Origin of the sequence: Streptomyces sp. 8N114 (assembly GCF_052245835.1) — a bacterium.
In the GTDB taxonomy this organism is placed as follows: domain Bacteria; phylum Actinomycetota; class Actinomycetes; order Streptomycetales; family Streptomycetaceae; genus Streptomyces.
Genome location: NZ_JBQQBT010000024.1, coordinates 51,827 through 68,062, shown reverse-complemented (window position 1 = coordinate 68,062; position 16,236 = coordinate 51,827). Strand labels below are relative to the sequence as shown.

Below are 16,236 nucleotides of genomic sequence, written 5' to 3'. Positions count from 1 at the left end.
TTTGTCCTGCCTCAGGCGCGCCGTCCCGGCCCTGCGCCACCCGTACGACCTGTGCGTCGCCCCCGGCCGCCCGCTCGGCGTCGCCCGCCCTGAGCAGTTCCTCCACGACCCGTACACACCAGGTGCCGCACGGCTGCCACTGTGACCGTCATCACGGCTTTGTCGTCCTCGCTGATGGGTCACGAGCGGACGGCCACCGTACTGCGCCAACTCCCCTTTTCGGGACGGAAGATGCAGTGCGGGCGCTGCAGAATTTTTGACCGCTCATGACCGCACGTTGACCGGTCCTGGTCTGTTCCTTGGTTCCACGCCCGCCCCGGGGGCCACCGGGCCGTGGCCCCCGGGCAGGAGAACTGTCACCTTCGGCGAGTACTCTGCGCCGAACGCAAAGACAGCGCCGTACAGCGCGGCGAACGCAGCGAGGAGCGGTCCGATGGCCTTTCGTAAGGCGACGATGAAGAAGCAGGTGGCCGAGGCCATTGCCCAACAAGCGCCGGGAGACCGGCCGCTGGTCACGGTCGCCACTGTCGCGGGGCCGACCCCGTGGCTCAGTGTCGGTTTTCTCGGGCTGATCGGCCAGCTCTTGATCAAGTACTACTTCATCACGGTCACCGAACAGGCCCTGCTGGTGCAGCAGATGTCCCGTTTCTCGCAGCGTCCGAAGGAAATCGTGCACGCCATCCCGCGCGACCAGGCACGCCCGCTCTTCGGTGAGATCCAGCTGAACCCGCTGTGGAGCTTCTACCACATGGCGCTGCCGGGCGAGGCCAAGCCGGTGCGCATCAACATCCACCGCATGTGGCGCAACGAGCTGGAGGAGCTGCTCGCCATCGTCGGGAGCACACCCGGTCCGCAGGGTGCCCCGGGTGCCCCGCAGGGCTACGCGCCGCAGCAGGGTTACGCCCCTCAGGCCCAGCCCCAGCAGGGCTACGCACAGCAGGCCCCGCAGGGCCAGCCGCAGGGTCAGCCCCCGCAGGGCCAGCCGTATGCCCAGCCGCAGGCCCCCGGCGGCTACCAGCAGCCTCAGCAGCAGCCCCAGCCCGGCCAGCACTACGGCAACCCGCAGGCCCCTGGCGCCCCGGCGGCCCCGCCCCAGCAGCCGGGCCAGTACTACGGCAACCCGGGCCAGCAGGGCGGCGCCCCCGCCGACCCCCGCGGCAACCCGTACGGGTGACGCCGCTCGCCGCCCGCTCACCGGTCGGCCGACCCCTCTCCGCACGGCGCCGCGTTCCCCGAACGCGGCGCCGTCGGCTTGTCCGCGGCGCAACCCCGTTGGGCGGCCCGCAGCTCGAGGCCGGCGCCGGACGGCTGGAGCCCGGCCGATAGCTTGAGGTCATGAGTCAGGTAGCCGGCCAGTTGGGCGAGGAAGACGAGCAGTTTCCCGGCAGGAGCGGAGCGACCGCGACGGTCGAGGTGGATCCGCGCGCCGTGGGCGCCGTACGGATGACGTACGCGCCCGATCCGGACGGCGACCCGGACCCCGGGGAGATCGTATGGACGTGGGTGCCCTACGAGGAGGCCGACGGCCGGGGCAAGGACCGGCCGGTGCTGATCGTCGCGCGGGAGGGCAACGGTGACCCATCCCCGGTCCTCGCCGTACAGCTCACCTCCCGGACCAGGAACGGTGACCAGGAGTGGCTGCCGCTGGGTTCCGGTCCCTGGGACCGCGAGGGGCGGGAGTCATGGGTGGGACTCGATCGGGTGCTGCGGGTGCATCCGCACGGCATGCGGCGCGAAGCGTGCGCCCTGGACCGCGCACGCTTCAACGCGGTGGTGCACCGCCTCCAACAGGTCTACGGCTGGCGCTGAACCGGCCGGACGGCCGACGTGCTTCCCGGCCCGGAGACTGACACGCTGAGGGTGCCGCTCGGGAACAGTTCGGCGCGGTGCGCCGTTGCATCCGTTGATCGTTGCGTCAGCCGATCAGCGCCAACGGGGGCGCGCGCGAAGAAAGGTGGAACGGGATGACGGCCACAGCGCAGAGCGTGGAGGAGCACGGAGCGGCTGAGCAGCTGGCGGCGATGCCGGAGGACTGGACCCGGGCGCTGGCGATCGTCGCACACCCGGACGACCTCGAGTACGGCGCTGCCGCGGCCGTCGCCGAGTGGACGGCCCAGGGCAAGGAAGTCGTCTACGTCCTTGCCACCAGGGGCGAGGCGGGCATCGACACCATGGAGCCCGCCGAGGCCGCCCGCGTACGCGAGGCCGAACAGCGCGCGAGCGCGGAGGTCGTAGGAGTGGCCGAGGTGGAGTTCCTCGACCACCGCGACGGTGTACTGGAGGAGGGCCCGGCGCTGCGCAGGGACATCGCGGCGGCGATCCGCAAGCACCGGCCCGAACTGGTCCTCACCATCAACCACCACGACACCTGGGGCGACGCACCCGGCAGCCCCTGGAACACCCCCGACCACCGCGCGTTGGGCCGCTCCGTCCTCGACGCCGTCGGCGACGCGGGCAACCGGTGGATCTTCAGCGACCAGCTCGAACAGGACGGCGTCCTGCCGTGGGCCGGAGTGCGATGGGTGGCCGTCGCCGCTGCACCGGCCGTCACGCACGCCGTCCTGGTGGGGGAGGAGGCGGCCCGCAAGGGCCTCGCCTCGCTGCTGGAACACCGCGCCTACATCGAGGCGCTCACCGACGAGGATCCCGAGACATACGCGCGTTCGATCGTCTACGGCGGCCTGGACCACTACGGCCACCGGAACGGCGGCCGCCGCTCGGTCGCCTTCGAACTCCACGCCCGCTGAGCTGTCCGACTCCACGCCCGCTGAGCTGTCTGCGGTAACGCTCTTCCCGTCGCAACGGAGAGACGCCCGCCGCCGGATGCATGCGGTGCCGAACCCCGCCCAACCGGTGGATTCGCACCGCCGGTCCCCGCCGTCGGGCCTGGACGCCGTTGCGGCGGGGATGAGAGGGGGCGGCCCCTTCACCGCGGGTCAGCGCCGTACCGCGACGGCCACCGTCAGCAGTGCGACGGGCACCAGCAGCGCTGCGGCCAGCAGGTTGAGCCAGCCGTAGCCCGCTTGGGCGACGACGAGGCCGGAGAGGGCGCCGCCGAGGCCCGCGGCCGAGTTCATGATCATGTCCGAGAAGCCCTGCACGGCCGCGCGAGCCTGCTGCGGGACGGCGTCCGTGAGCAGTGCGGAGCCGGAGACCAGCCCCGCCGACCAGCCCAGCCCGAGCAGGAACAGCCCGGCAGCGGACTGTGCGTGGTTCCCGTTCGCCGTCCCGGCCAGCGCCGTGGCACACCCCAGCAGGGCGACGCCGAGCAGGATGACGCTGAACCGCCCGATCCGGTCCGCAAGCCAGCCCATCACCGGGGAGAAGGCGTACATACCGGTGATGTGCCCGCTGATGACCAGCCCGATCAGCTCCACCCCGGCACCGTGTCCGCCCAGGTCCACAGGGGTCATCACCATCACGGAGACCATCACCGTGTGGGAGCCGGCTATTGCCGCCAGGGCGACGCGGGCGTGCGGCGAGGCCGCCACCGCGGCCAGCCCGGCCCGCAGCGACCGCCCGCCACCGTCCTCGTCCGTTTCCGCTTCCGTGCCCTGGGCGGCGTCGCCCCTCTCGGCGCGAGCCAGCGCGCGGGCCGTCAGCAGCGGATCAGGCCGCAGCAGCAGATGCAGCAGCGCCCCGGCCGCCAGGAAGACGACGGTGCCCCACAGGAAGGGGCCCGCCGCCTCCGGCACACCGAGCCCTGTCACCGTTCTCCCGGCGGGCGCCGCGATGTTCGGGCCCAGCACGGCGCCGATGGTGGTCGCCCATACGACCGTCGAGATGGCCCGCGCCCGGTGGAGCGGCTCGGCCAGGTCGGCGGCGGCGAAGCGTGCCTGGAGGTTGGCGGTGTTGCTGGCACCGAAGGCGGCCATGCCCACCAGCAGCAGCGGGAAGTTCCGCATCGCTGCCCCGGTCACCACGACGAGCCCGCCGACAGCGGCCACCGCGTAGGCGGACGTCAGCCCCACCCGCCGCCCGCGCCGGGCCATCAGCGCCGCGAACGGCAGCGACAGCAGCGCCGTGCCGATGACCGAGGACGTGGACGCCAGCCCCGCCACGGCCTCCGAGCCCCCGATCTCCTCGGCCAGCACGGCGGCCAGCGCCACCGCGGTGGAGACCCCCAGCCCGCCGAGGATCTGACTGATGACCAGCGCCAGCCGCACCCGTCGCCGTACGGCGTCCAGATCGACCCCGTCGAGCACCGCGGACTGCCCGACAGCGAGCTCTGCCGGGGGACCGGCTATGTCGCCCGGTGTGTCATCACCGTCGGCCGTGTCACGAATGTCAGTCACGACGCGCAGTCTGGCACCTCACGCCGCCTGCCACCACGGACTTACGGAGGATCCACGGACGGTCAGAACAGGGGCTCCGGCAGTACACCCTCCAGGGCGAGAAGGGCCCGCTTGGTTTCCAGGCCGCCGCCGAAGCCGCCTATCGCACCCGAGCTCTCCAGCACACGGTGGCAGGGCACCACGACCGGCAGCGGGTTGGCGCCCATGGCGACGCCGACCGCGCGGGCCGCGCCGGGGTCGCCCACGCGGAGCGCCAGATCCTGATAGCCGACGGTCGTCCCGTACGGCACATGGGCCGCCAGCTCGCGCAGGACCCGCTCGTTGAAGCCGCCGGTCAGCGACCAGTCCAGCGGGACGGTGAAGGGGCCGCGGGAGCCCGCGAAGTAGCGGTCGAGCTCCGCTGCGGCTGCGGCGAGGTGGCCGGGCGGTGCGGGGGCGCGCTCGGCGGGGAGCGGCTCGGCGCCCAGGCGCCCGGACAGCCGGGAGAGGGCCTGGTCGAGCGTGCGTCCTCGCGCGTGGAAGACGACGTTGACCAGGCCCTCCTCGGTGGCCGCGAGCAGCAGCGGCCCGATGGGCGTCTCCCGCAGGGTCCAAGCCGGCTGCCGCACCGGGGTGTCAGTCATACCGGCACCCTAGAGGCCCCCACTGACAGTCCCGGCGGCTGCCGTCCGGCGCCCCGGGCTCAGGTTCCGGCCCAGGGCTCCGGCCTCCGTCCCTGGGCTCCGCCCCCGGCCGGGGCCGCGGCTCGGCCCCGGCCTTCGGAGGCGGCGCTCAGCCGAGGGGTGACCTCTGCGTGGCGTCGCGGACCACGTCCGGCTTGTTGGAGATGATGCCGTCCACACCCGCGTCGGCGACCTTACGGGCGGTGCCGGCGTCGTTCACGGTCCACGTGAAGACCTCCAGCGCCTTGTTGTGGGGGCCCTTGAGCGCGTGAACGGCGTTCACATACTTCTCGGTGGCGTCCGTGTAGGTGGGGTTGATCTGGTCGGTGAACTTGGCGTATTCCTTCAGGTCGCTGGTCTTCGGGGTGCCCAGGAAGCCCGTCTTCACCTGGGACTGCTGCTGGTGGATCTTTTTGACCGATGCCTTGTCGAAGCTCTGGATGATCAGCTTGTTTCGGGTGTTGAGGCCCAGAAAGCCCTTGGACCGAAGTGCGGCCAGGGTCTCGCGTTCGATGCCGGGGTAGAGGGCGGGCGACTTGAGCTCCAGCAGGAGCTCCTGCCCGTTCCTGTTCAGCCGGTCCAGGAACTCGTTCAGGGTGGGGATCTTCTGGCCCTTGAACTTGCTGCCGAACCAGCTTCCGGCGTCCAGCGTCTTGATCTCCTTGAGGGTGAAGTCGGAGACCTTCCACGGGCTGCGGTTCGGGAAGCGTTTCTCGACGTTCGTGGTGCGGGACAGCGTGGTGTCGTGGATGACGATGAGCTTGCCGTCCTTGGTGCGCTGCACGTCGTTCTCGACCCAGTCGATGCCGAGATCGTGGGCCTTGTCGACGGCGGCGAGCGTGTTCTCCGGCGCGTAACCGGATGCTCCCCTGTGCGCAACCGGAACGGGGGCCTGGCGTGGCTTTCGAACACCAGGCTTGGTCGCAGGTGTCTCGGTGCCGGTGGGTTCGGCAGCGTAGGCGGGCTCAGGGTCGGCGGGTTCGGGGTCGACGGGATCGACGACGGGATCCGGTGTCTGTCTCGCCGACCGATCCGAGGCCGCGGCGGTCGGCGCGGCGGTGAGGAAGAGCGCGCTCATACCCAGCAGCGCACCTGCGGCGGTAGCGGTCAGCGGGCGTATCGACATGCGGGACTCCTCGCTTGTGCTGCACGGACTGCCGAAACAGTTCCCGATGCGCAATACAAACAAGCGGGGACAAAGTGGCGTAGAGCTGAACGAGCGGTGCATGAGCCGCTGACCTGCGACGGAACAAATTGGCAGCTATCTGCCAGTGGGGGGTAGTTTGCGGGCGGGAGCCCGCTGTCAGTGGTGAGTCGTACCGTTGTGAGCATGCGGCCCAACACCGAGATCCAACGCAAGGTGGCGCCTTTCGAGGTCGTCAGCCCGTACCAGCCCAGCGGCGACCAGCCGACCGCCATCGCGGAGCTCGCCCAGCGGGTCACCGCAGATGAGAAGGATGTCGTGCTGCTGGGTGCCACGGGCACCGGCAAGTCGGCCACCACTGCATGGATGATCGAGAAGCTCCAGCGCCCGACGCTGGTGATGGCGCCGAACAAGACCCTGGCAGCGCAGCTCGCCAACGAGTTCCGCGAGCTGCTGCCGAACAACGCGGTCGAGTATTTCGTCTCGTACTACGACTACTACCAGCCGGAGGCGTACGTCCCGCAGACGGACACCTACATCGAGAAGGACTCCTCGATCAACGAGGAGGTCGAACGGCTGCGCCACAGCGCGACGAACTCGCTGCTCACCCGGCGTGACGTGGTCGTCGTCGCCTCCGTCTCCTGCATCTACGGCCTGGGCACCCCGCAGGAGTACGTGGACCGCATGGTGCCGCTGAAGATCGGCCAGGAGGTCGACAGGGACGAGCTGCTGCGCCGCTTCGTCGACGTGCAGTACACCCGCAACGACATGTCCTTCACCCGGGGCACCTTCCGGGTCCGGGGCGACACCATCGAGATCTTCCCGGTCTACCAGGAGCTGGCCGTCCGCATCGAGATGTTCGGTGACGAGATCGAGGCCCTCTCCACCCTCCACCCGCTCACCGGCGAGGTGATCTCGGACGACCAGGAGCTGTACGTCTTTCCCGCCTCCCACTACGTGGCGGGCCCGGAGCGCATGGAGCGCGCCATCGGCGCGATCGAGGCCGAGCTGGCCGAGACGCTGGCCACGCTGGAGAAGCAGGGCAAGCTTCTGGAGGCCCAGCGGCTGCGGATGCGGACGACGTACGACATCGAGATGATGCGCCAGATCGGCACCTGCTCCGGCATCGAGAACTATTCCCGGCACATCGACGGCCGTGACCCCGGCTCGGCGCCGCACACCCTGCTGGACTACTTCCCCGACGACTTCCTGCTGGTCATCGACGAGTCGCACCAGACGGTCCCGCAGATCGGCGCCATGTACGAGGGCGACGCGGCGCGCAAGCGCACACTGATCGACCACGGCTTCCGGCTGCCCTCCGCGCTCGACAACCGCCCGCTGAAGTGGGAGGAGTTCCTGGAGCGCACCGACCAGACGGTCTACCTCTCGGCGACGCCTGGCCCCTACGAGCTGGCCCGCTCCGACGGCTTTGTGGAGCAGGTCATCCGCCCCACCGGGCTGGTCGACCCGGAGGTGGTCGTCAAGCCGACCGAGGGCCAGATCGACGACCTGGTGCACGAGATCCGGCTGCGCGAGGAGCGCGACGAGCGGGTGCTGGTCACCACCCTCACCAAGAAGATGGCCGAGGATCTGACGGACTACTTCCTGGAGCTGGGCATCCGGGTCCGCTATCTGCACAGCGACGTGGACACCCTGCGCCGCATCGAGCTGCTGCGCGAGCTGCGCTCCGGCGAGTACGACGTGCTGGTGGGCATCAACCTGCTGCGCGAGGGCCTCGACCTGCCAGAGGTCTCCCTGGTGGCCATCCTGGACGCCGACAAGGAGGGCTTCCTGCGCTCCGGCACCTCCCTGATCCAGACCATCGGCCGCGCGGCCCGTAACGTCTCCGGCCAGGTGCACATGTACGCGGACCAGGTCACCCCCGGTATGCAGCGGGCGATCGAGGAGACCAACCGGCGCCGCGAGAAGCAGATCGCCTACAACGAGGAACATGGCATCGACCCCGAGCCGCTGCGCAAGAAGATCGGCGACATCGTCGCGGACATCGTCCGCGAGGAGATCGACACCGAGACGCTGCTGGACACGGGCTACCGCAAGCGGGACGAGACGGGCAAGGGCAAGACCAAGGCGCCCACCCCCGCCAAGAGCCGGGCCGCCAAGGGCGCCGCGGCCGGTGAGCTGACCGACCGGCCCGCCGCCGAACTGGCCCAGACCATCGAGGATCTGACCGAGCGGATGCGCGCCGCCGCCGCCGAGCTCCAGTTCGAGGTGGCCGCCCGGCTGCGTGACGAGGTCGGTGAACTGAAGAAGGAGCTGCGCCAGATGAAGGAGGCGGGGCTCAAGTAACGCCGGGCAAGGGGACCGCCCCGCACGGACCACTGTCGGTAGCGGCCCCGCGTGGAGTGTTGCAAGACCGACACAAGTCCTGGGCGGCCGTCCGGGCTGTCGGTGCCCTTGCGTAGGGTTCTGTGCCTGGTGGCCGTCGGCCGGTGGCGGCCCCGGTTCAAGAGAGGGGACGCACGTGTCGGTCAACTTGTCCAAGGGCCAGGGGATCAGCCTTCAGAAGAGCGACGGAGCCACGCTCACGGCGGTGCGCATGGGCCTGGGCTGGCAGGCCGCTCAGCGTCGCGGGCTGTTCGGTAAGCGCTCCAAGGAGATCGACCTCGACGCGTCGGCGGTGCTCTTCGCCGACAAGCAGCCGGTCGACGTGGTCTTCTTCCGCCACCTGGTGAGCGACGACGGCTCCGTCAAGCACACCGGTGACAACCTGGTGGGCGGCGCGGGGCAGGGTGGCGACGACGAGGCGATCCTGGTGGACCTGCAGCGCGTTCCGGTCCACATCGACCAGATCGTCTTCACGGTCAACTCGTTCACCGGGCAGACCTTCGCCGAGGTCGAGAACGCCTTCTGCCGCCTCGTCGACGAGACCAACGGCCAGGAGATGGCCCGTTACACCCTCACCGGAGGCGGCCAGTACACCGCGCAGATCATGGCCAAGGTCCACCGGCAGGGCAACGGCTGGCAGATGACCGCCATCGGTGAGCCCGCCAACGGCCGCACCTTCCAGGACCTGATGCCGACGATCCTGCCGAAGCTGTAACAGGCCGGGATTCTGCCGCAGGTGTGACGAGCCACAGGGGAGAGGCACGACGATGACGGCCGAGCTGGTCCGGGGGCAGAACCACCCGCTGCCCGGGACCCGGGTGGAGATCCGGGTGACGGCGGGCACCCCGATCGTCGCCGGGGCGACGCTCAACGACGAGCAGGGGCGGATGCGCGACGCGGGGTGGATCGCCCACCCCGCAGCGCCGCAGCTGCCCGGGATCGAGGTGTCCCGCCAGGCGGCCGCCGTGCACCACCTCGCCGTCGACCCGGGTGCGCTGCCGCAGGACGTTCACCGGGTGAACATCCTGCTGGCCCTGCCGACGGTGCCGGGCGCCCCGGCAGGCTTCGCGGGTCTTGCCGCGCCGTTCCTCGCCGTCACCGGCCAGGACGGCGAGCAGATCGTCAGCTACACGGTGACGGGGCTGAGCGCCGAGTCGGCCGTGGTCGCCCTGGAGCTGTATCAGCGCCAGGACACCTGGAAGGTCCGGGCCGTCGGGCAGGGGTACGCCGACGGGCTCGCCGCGATGCTCGCCGACCAGGGCCTGGCCGAGGCGAACGCGCTCGCCGACACCATCAACGAGGCGGTGGCCGCCGGGATGGCCCGTTCGGTGGCGCCCGCACCGGACCGGCCGACCCGGCACGCCGCGGGCGCCCGCACGGAGGCGGGACAGCCCGCCGCGGCTGCGGCCCAGCCCGCTGCCGAGGCCCAGCAGTCCGCCGCCCCGGCCGGAACCGGCACGGGCGGCGGCCCGATCGACTACCGCCACCCGCGGCGCGCGACGGCCGCTCCGCAGCCCACAGCCGGGCCCGCACAGTCCGCCGCCGTGCCTCCGCAGTCCGGTGCCGGGCCACAGGGCGAGGGCGGCGACAGCTCCCAGCCAGTCGCCGGGGACGCCCCCGGCTGGTCGATGGAGGAGCGGCTCTACAACCAGGTCTGGGGCATGTTCGAGGACCTGGCCCGCAGCGTCGCGGCCTACCGCTCGGCCGTCGACTTCGCCGACTCCCGCATGGACCGCGAACTCGAGGGCGTGCTCGACGACCCGCGTACCCGCACCGGCCCCGCGGCGGATGCCGCCCGCGCCGAGGCCCGGGCCAAGCACAGCGCGCTGGTGGAGCAGGCCCGTGCGGTGCTGGAGCGGGACGTGGCCCAGCTGGAGGCCGAGTCCGAGGTGGTCGAGCCGGCGCTGCCGCCGGCGCTGGCCCGCTGGGACAATCCGGTCTGGCAGGCGTACGAGCCGCCCGCCGAGCGCCCCATGGCCCTCCGGGTGGGTGATCTGAGCATTCCGGAGCGCGCCGAGCTGCGCATCCCCATGCTGGTGCGGCTGCCGCTGGAGCGGGGCCTGTGGATCGACAGCGGTCGGCTGCGGGGCGGCGAGGCCGGTCTGGCGGACGCGGACGAGCTGCGCCGCCTCGCGCAGCTGACCGCCACCGCGCTGGCCGCCCGTATCGTCGCCGTACACCCCGCCGACGAGATGACCCTGCACGTCATCGACCCGGCAGGCTCGGCCGCCACCTCGCTGCTGCCGTTGGTGGAGTCCGGCGTGCTGCGGGAGCCGCCCGCCGCGGGTGCCTCCGGGGTGGCACGCACCCTGGAGCGGTTGACGCAGCGCGTCGACCTCGTACAGATGGCGGTACGCAGCCGGGCCACCGACGCCCTCCCGCCCGATCTGGATCTGGCCGACCAGCTGCTGGTCGTGCACGACTTCCCGCACGGTTTCGACGACCGCGCCGTCAACCAGCTGCGCTACCTCGCGGACGAGGGCCCCTCGGTCGGGGTCAGCCTGCTGATGGTCGCCGACCGGGACGAGGCGCGCGGTTACGGCCCGGTTCTCGACCCGCTGTGGCGGTCGCTGATGCGGCTGACGCCGGTGCCGGACGACCATCTCGCCGACCCGTGGGTGGGCCACGCCTGGACGTACGAGCCGCCGCTGGCGCCCAGCAACAGCCAGGTCGTACCGCAGGTACTGCGCCGCGTCGTGGCCGCGCGGCACGCTTCGGAGGGCTGAGCGGACGGGCCTGAGCGGCGGCCTGGGCCGGAGGGTTGAGCAGGCGGGCTGAGCAAGGGCTGAGTAGCCGTACTGAGCCGACCGACTGAGCAGGTGACGCTTCTCCGACAACCGGGACCTGGGCTCCCCCAGGTCCCGAGCTTTACCTTTTCATGGGATTACTTTACTCTCTCTTCAACGGAGGGGAGTATTCCCAGCCACGCGGTGACCCCGTCAGTACGGACCGGACAGGACGGTCCCGGGGCACCGGCCCGGTCCGCTGTGGGCGGCGTGCTCGGGTGGAAGAGACCTCCGGCCCATGCTCGAATGCAAGCCGGAGGAATGTTCATGGAGATATCCATGACCGCCTGGGCGCTGACCATCGTCGGTCTGTGCGCCCTCATCGCGGTCGACTTCTTCATCGGCGGCCGCAAGCCGCACGATGTCTCGCTCAAGGAAGCAGGCATCTGGACGACCGTCTGGATCGTCCTCGCCGTCATCTTCGGGCTCGGCCTCTTCATGTTCGGGGGCGGTCAGGCGTCGGGTGAGTTCTTCGCGGGCTTCATCACCGAGAAGTCGCTCAGCGTCGACAACCTCTTCGTCTTCGTGCTGATCATGGCGAAGTTCGCGGTGCCGTCCATCTACCAGCAGCGGGTGCTGATGGTGGGGGTGCTGATCGCGCTGGTGCTGCGCGGCGTGTTCATCGCGGCGGGCGCCGCGATCATCTCGACCTTCTCCTGGGTGTTCTTCATCTTCGGGGCCTTCCTCATCTGGACCGCCTGGAAGCTGATCCAGGAGGCCCGCTCCGGCGAGGAAGAGGAGGAGTTCGAGGAGAACAGGCTGCTCAAGGCGGTCGAGCGGCGCTTCCCCTCGACGGACAAGTACCACGGCACCAAGCTGTTCATCGTCGAGAACGGCAAGCGGCTGATGACGCCGATGCTGATCGTGATGCTCGCGATCGGCACCACCGATGTGCTGTTCGCGCTGGACTCCATCCCCGCGATCTTCGGTCTCACCCAGGACCCGTACATCGTCTTCACCGCGAACGCCTTCGCCCTGATGGGCCTGCGGCAGCTGTACTTCCTGATCGGCGGACTGCTGCAGAAGCTGGTCCACCTGTCCTACGGGCTCTCGGTCATCCTGGGCTTCATCGGCGTCAAGCTGGTGCTGCACGCCCTGCATGAGACTGGGGTGCATGTGCCGGAGATCAGCATTCCGGTCTCGCTGGGCGTCATCTGCGCCGTGCTGATCGTCACGACGATCACCTCGCTGATGGCCTCCCGTAAGCAGTCGCAGGCAGCCGAGGAAGCCGAGAAGGAAAAGCAGGCCCACGCCGACTCCTGAGACTCGGCCGGGGACCCACCCCGCGCCCTCCGGTCTCCGGCCCCGCCCCGCCACTCCTTCCGGTAGGGGGCGGGGCCGGGGTCTTCCGGCAGGTTTCGCAGGGGCTCCCGGGCTCCCGGGCTACCGGGTGACGGTCACCTTCTTCTCGGCGCGTTCTCCGTTGACGATCACCGAAAGAGTGACCGTGCCGGGACTGCGCCCGGTGAGGGCGCCGTCGGCCGGATCGTACGAGGCCACACAGCGGCCACGCGGCGTGGTGCCCTTCACACACAGGCCCGGTGAGCCCGGCCAGTCCGCGCTTACCGGCCAGCCGACCGGGACCCGGCGCGCGGTCGGTCCGCTTCCCTGCTGCACCGTCGCCGACACCTTGGCCTCGCCGCCCACCGCGAGCCGTTCGGGCGCGTCCAGCAGCAGCGCGTCCACATGGGCGCGGGTCTGCGCCGAGATCCAGTCACCGTCGCGCGGGGGCCGTCCCTGGTCGACGCCCAGCAGCGACCAGCCGGTGAAGCCGCCCTCGTCCGGCGGTGCGGCGGGAGCCTTGCCCGAGTTCCCGTTCACCAGATACGGGACGCCGTCCACCCGGGAGGCGTCGAAGGCACCGACATGCCCCGCCACCAGCGCCGCGCCCTTGCCCGAGCGGCTTCGGAAATCGGCCAGCCATCGCTCCAGCAGATCGGCCTCCATCCGGTCGGTGAGCCGGCTGGCCCGCTGAGGCGTCGGATCGCGCGGCGGTACGTGCTCGATCACGGCGACCGAGTCGATGTTCCGGTCCCGCGCCGCGTCGTCCAACTGCCGCCGTAGTTCCTGGAACTGTGCGTATCCACCGCCTCGTATCGTCAGCGACGAAGTGTCCAGCGTGATGAAGCGCGTCCCGCGGTGGTCGAAGGTGCGCTGCGCCGGGCCGAACTCCTTGACGAAGTTGGCGATCGAGCCGCCCATCACCTCGTGGTTGCCCGGCACGTAGTACCAGGCGACCGCGTCACCCAGCTCCTCCTCCAGTATCTTCCGTGCGAACGCCAGATCAGCCGGTGCGCCCTCGTCCACCAGATCCCCGTTGACGAACACGAAGTCGGGCCGTGCGGCGCGGATCTCGCGCAGGGTCCGGCGTGCCTGCCGTACGGATTCGCTGTCCGGGTCGCGCGCCACGAACTGGGCGTCCGACATCACCGCGAACCGCCAGTCGCGGCCGGCCGTGTCGGCGGCGGTGGAGATCAGCGGATCGTGCGGGCGCCCGGCAGCCGGAAGGTCGACATCCGGCGGCGTCCGTGCGACCAGCTCGTCCAGCACCACCTCACCCTTGTACTGAGCGGTGGGCCTGGTCTCGGCGAGGTAGAAACGGCGCAGCTTCAGCGGATAGGCCACCCCCTCCGGCACCTCGAAGGTGACCTGCTGCCAGCCCTTCCACTCCACCAGCGGTCCGCGCAGTATCTGGTCGGTGCCTGCCGCGTCCTTGAGGTGGAGCGAGGGCCAGGCCCCCGAGCCGTCGCCCTTTATCCACATGGTGAAGCTGCGCGGCTGGCCGGAAATCTCCCGTTCGGCGGGCGGGTTGGCGTAGGCGGCGCGGGTGGCCGTCGACTGGGTGAAGTCGTAGCTGAGCTTGAGCCCGCCACCTTCCTTGCCGGCCGGCTCTGCTGCCACCGCGCCGGTGGCGCGGGCACCGCTGAACGACCACTTGGCCGCGTCGTCGAAATCGGCCACCTGCTGTTCCCGCAGCCCGACCGTGACGGCCAGCCGCGTGGTGTGTCCCCGCACCGTGACGGTCACCGTGCCCGCGGCAGAGTCCTGCCCGGAACGGGTCCGGACGGTGAACGCACCGGCGGCGGTGTCCTTGTCCGGAACGATGGAGAAGAGCGAACGGTCGTACGACAGCTGCGCGTCGCCCGGCTCGATGGGCGCGCTGTTGCCGTCCGCGTCGTAACCGATCAGCTTGAACGACGCGCTGGCGGCGCCGTCCGCCAGCGCCACCCGGTCCGTGGTGGGCCGGAGGCGGTCGAGCTCGCCGAGGACCCGCAGCTCGGTGGCTCCCTTCGCCGCGCCGGCACGTGCGGTGACGTCGGTGCTGCCGGCCCGGCGGGCCGTGAAGACGCCCTGCCCGTCGACCCGGCCCACGTCCGGCCGCGTCGTGCGCCACCCCGGCCGCGGCGCGCCGTCGGCGGGGCCGTACGTCTCGTCGTAGGGCTCGGCGGTCAGCTTGCGCGTCAGGCCGGGGAAGACGCGGTCGGGGTGGCCGCCCGGCATGTTGTCCGCCGTGGCCGCCTTGCCCGGGTCGATGGCCGTCTTCATCCAGAAGCCGGACAGCCGGCCTGAACCCTCGGGCGCGGTCAGCGCCAGACCGTCGGGTACCTCGCGCTCCTCTCCGTCGGAGGGCGAATTCTCCAGCTGGAGCGTGGCGCCGCCCGGCTCGCGGGCCAGCAGGGTGGAGGAGCCGCCGCCGTCCAGGTTGAGGGCGTTGTGGGCACCCAAGTCCCGCATCATCCGCCCGAGTTCGGTCAGTGTCACCCCGCCCGAGGCGGCCTGCCTGCCGTCCACCGTCAGCACATGCATCGTGCCGCCGTCCTTGGAGAACCCGACCGCGGTGCGGGGTGCCGCCGCGTTGTTCGGCCGGCCCTCCCAGTTCTGCGGCTTCCCGTCCTCGACCAGCACCCCGCGCCCGCCGACCGCCGTACGCGGCACGGACGAGCCGTCGTCGGTACGCACCCGGTACGTCCAGCTGACCGGGTCCCCGGTGTGCAGCTCGGCCAGCTGCTCGGCGCCTTCACCCCGGCCGATGAGGACGCCCACGCCCTCGGGGATGTCACCCTTTCCGGGCTTCTCGGCCACGGAGGCGACCTTGCCGTTCTCGACGGTCACCTCCGTCACGTCCGGGTCCTGGTCGACCGTCAGCGCCCGGTCGGCCGAACCCCAGTTCGCGTCGTACAGCCCGATGCCGTCCTCGGGGACGTTCGCGGCGTCCCGGCCGCGGAGCGGCGCGGTGTCCTCCGGGAGGGTGACGGTGCCCTCGAAGTACAGGTCCAGGATGCGGCCCGCCGCCTCGGGGCCGACGCCGACCGCTTCGGAGACGCCGGGAGCGGGGGAGTGGGTGGGCTTGCCGTCGCGTACGCCGGGGCCGAGCGGGGCGCCTGTCTCGTGGATGTCGAAGAAATCGGCGTTGAACGCGGCGACGGTACGGCGTCCCTTGCCGGGGTCGTGCGCCTTGGCCAGCTCGCTGACCGTCCGGCGCTCGGTGACCTTGCCGGAGGAGAGGTAGTCGGCCGTGGCCCCGGTGCGGCCGCTGCCGAGCTTGAGAGTGAGGGCGTCGGCCCGCAGCCACTTGTCGGATTCGAGCCGGTCGAAGGAGGTGAGTTCGGCGCCGGGGGCGATGGGGCGGGTGGTGCGCGAGAGCTCCATGCCGTCGCCGTCGGCCACGGCTTCCGGCTCCGGTTGCGGCTCGCCAACGGCTGAGGCTGTTGTTGTCGGTCGGGCGGTGGATTCGTCGGCCGTCGCCAAGGCCGTGCCGGCCGGCAGCAGACCGGTCAGCAGCGCGGAGACGGCTGCTGCCGGGAGCAGCGACCTGGCGAGTCTTGCGCGAGCGTGGACCTGTCTCACAACGTCCCCCACAAAGACCAGTGTTCTCGGCACTTTTTGCGCACAGTGCCGCACAGGGTCCCAAGGGGGACCTGTCCACACCAGAGGGACGGAGCGAAGTCGCAGGAAACGCTGCGTTTCTTCCACCGGTTGGCCGCAGGGGGATCCACCAACCG

The 16,236-nt window shown here is 70.9% G+C and carries 12 protein-coding genes; 8 read left to right on the top strand and 4 right to left on the bottom strand.

Features of this window, described 5'->3' with window-relative positions:
* Window position 1 precedes the first annotated feature (1 nt).
* From ACTWQF_RS31060 to ACTWQF_RS31045, 4 genes are all read left to right on the top strand, one after another.
* Window positions 2–145, top strand: a complete 144-nt coding sequence (locus ACTWQF_RS31060; protein WP_443283062.1) for a hypothetical protein — start codon at window positions 2–4, stop codon at window positions 143–145.
* A 288-nt stretch (window positions 146–433) separates the two neighbouring features.
* Window positions 434–1,174 (top strand): hypothetical protein, encoded by a 741-nt coding sequence (locus ACTWQF_RS31055; protein ID WP_443283061.1) that lies wholly within the window; start codon window positions 434–436, stop codon window positions 1,172–1,174.
* A gap of 161 nt (window positions 1,175–1,335) precedes the next feature.
* On the top strand, window positions 1,336–1,809 hold the full coding sequence (locus tag ACTWQF_RS31050; RefSeq protein WP_443283060.1) for a type II toxin-antitoxin system PemK/MazF family toxin: 474 nt from the start codon (window positions 1,336–1,338) through the stop codon (window positions 1,807–1,809).
* A 155-nt stretch (window positions 1,810–1,964) separates the two neighbouring features.
* Complete coding sequence (locus ACTWQF_RS31045) at window positions 1,965–2,747, top strand: PIG-L deacetylase family protein (RefSeq protein ID WP_443283059.1); 783 nt, start codon at window positions 1,965–1,967, stop codon at window positions 2,745–2,747.
* Window positions 2,748–2,936: 189 nt separating this feature from the next.
* Here ACTWQF_RS31045 and ACTWQF_RS31040 read toward each other — a convergent pair whose 3' ends face one another.
* The 3 genes from ACTWQF_RS31040 to ACTWQF_RS31030 form a co-directional block, all read right to left on the bottom strand.
* On the bottom strand, window positions 2,937–4,247 hold the full coding sequence (locus tag ACTWQF_RS31040; protein ID WP_443283086.1) for an MFS transporter: 1,311 nt from the start codon (window positions 4,245–4,247) through the stop codon (window positions 2,937–2,939).
* Between the two features lie 110 nt (window positions 4,248–4,357).
* Window positions 4,358–4,918: a methylated-DNA--[protein]-cysteine S-methyltransferase gene (locus ACTWQF_RS31035; RefSeq protein WP_443283058.1), complete on the bottom strand. Its 561-nt coding sequence runs from the start codon at window positions 4,916–4,918 to the stop codon at window positions 4,358–4,360.
* Between the two features lie 148 nt (window positions 4,919–5,066).
* On the bottom strand, window positions 5,067–6,083 hold the full coding sequence (locus tag ACTWQF_RS31030) for a glycerophosphodiester phosphodiesterase (protein ID WP_443283057.1): 1,017 nt from the start codon (window positions 6,081–6,083) through the stop codon (window positions 5,067–5,069).
* A gap of 204 nt (window positions 6,084–6,287) precedes the next feature.
* Between ACTWQF_RS31030 and uvrB the strand changes: the two genes are divergently transcribed.
* The 4 genes from uvrB (at window position 6,288) to ACTWQF_RS31010 (ending at window position 12,496) form a co-directional block, all read left to right on the top strand.
* Window positions 6,288–8,408, top strand: a complete 2,121-nt coding sequence (gene uvrB / locus ACTWQF_RS31025) for an excinuclease ABC subunit UvrB (protein WP_443283056.1) — start codon at window positions 6,288–6,290, stop codon at window positions 8,406–8,408.
* Window positions 8,409–8,583: 175 nt separating this feature from the next.
* Window positions 8,584–9,162, top strand: a complete 579-nt coding sequence (locus ACTWQF_RS31020) for a TerD family protein (protein ID WP_443283055.1) — start codon at window positions 8,584–8,586, stop codon at window positions 9,160–9,162.
* A 52-nt stretch (window positions 9,163–9,214) separates the two neighbouring features.
* Entirely contained in the window at window positions 9,215–11,173 is a 1,959-nt protein-coding gene (locus tag ACTWQF_RS31015) for a TerD family protein (RefSeq protein ID WP_443283054.1), read from the top strand.
* Between the two features lie 327 nt (window positions 11,174–11,500).
* Window positions 11,501–12,496 carry a TerC family protein gene (locus tag ACTWQF_RS31010; protein ID WP_443283053.1) on the top strand — a complete coding sequence of 332 codons (996 nt, stop codon included), beginning with the start codon at window positions 11,501–11,503 and terminating at the stop codon, window positions 12,494–12,496.
* 120 nt (window positions 12,497–12,616) lie between these two features.
* Here ACTWQF_RS31010 and ACTWQF_RS31005 read toward each other — a convergent pair whose 3' ends face one another.
* Window positions 12,617–15,883, bottom strand: a complete 3,267-nt coding sequence (locus ACTWQF_RS31005; protein ID WP_443283085.1) for a phosphodiester glycosidase family protein — start codon at window positions 15,881–15,883, stop codon at window positions 12,617–12,619.
* Between the last annotated feature and the right edge of the window lie 353 nt (window positions 15,884–16,236).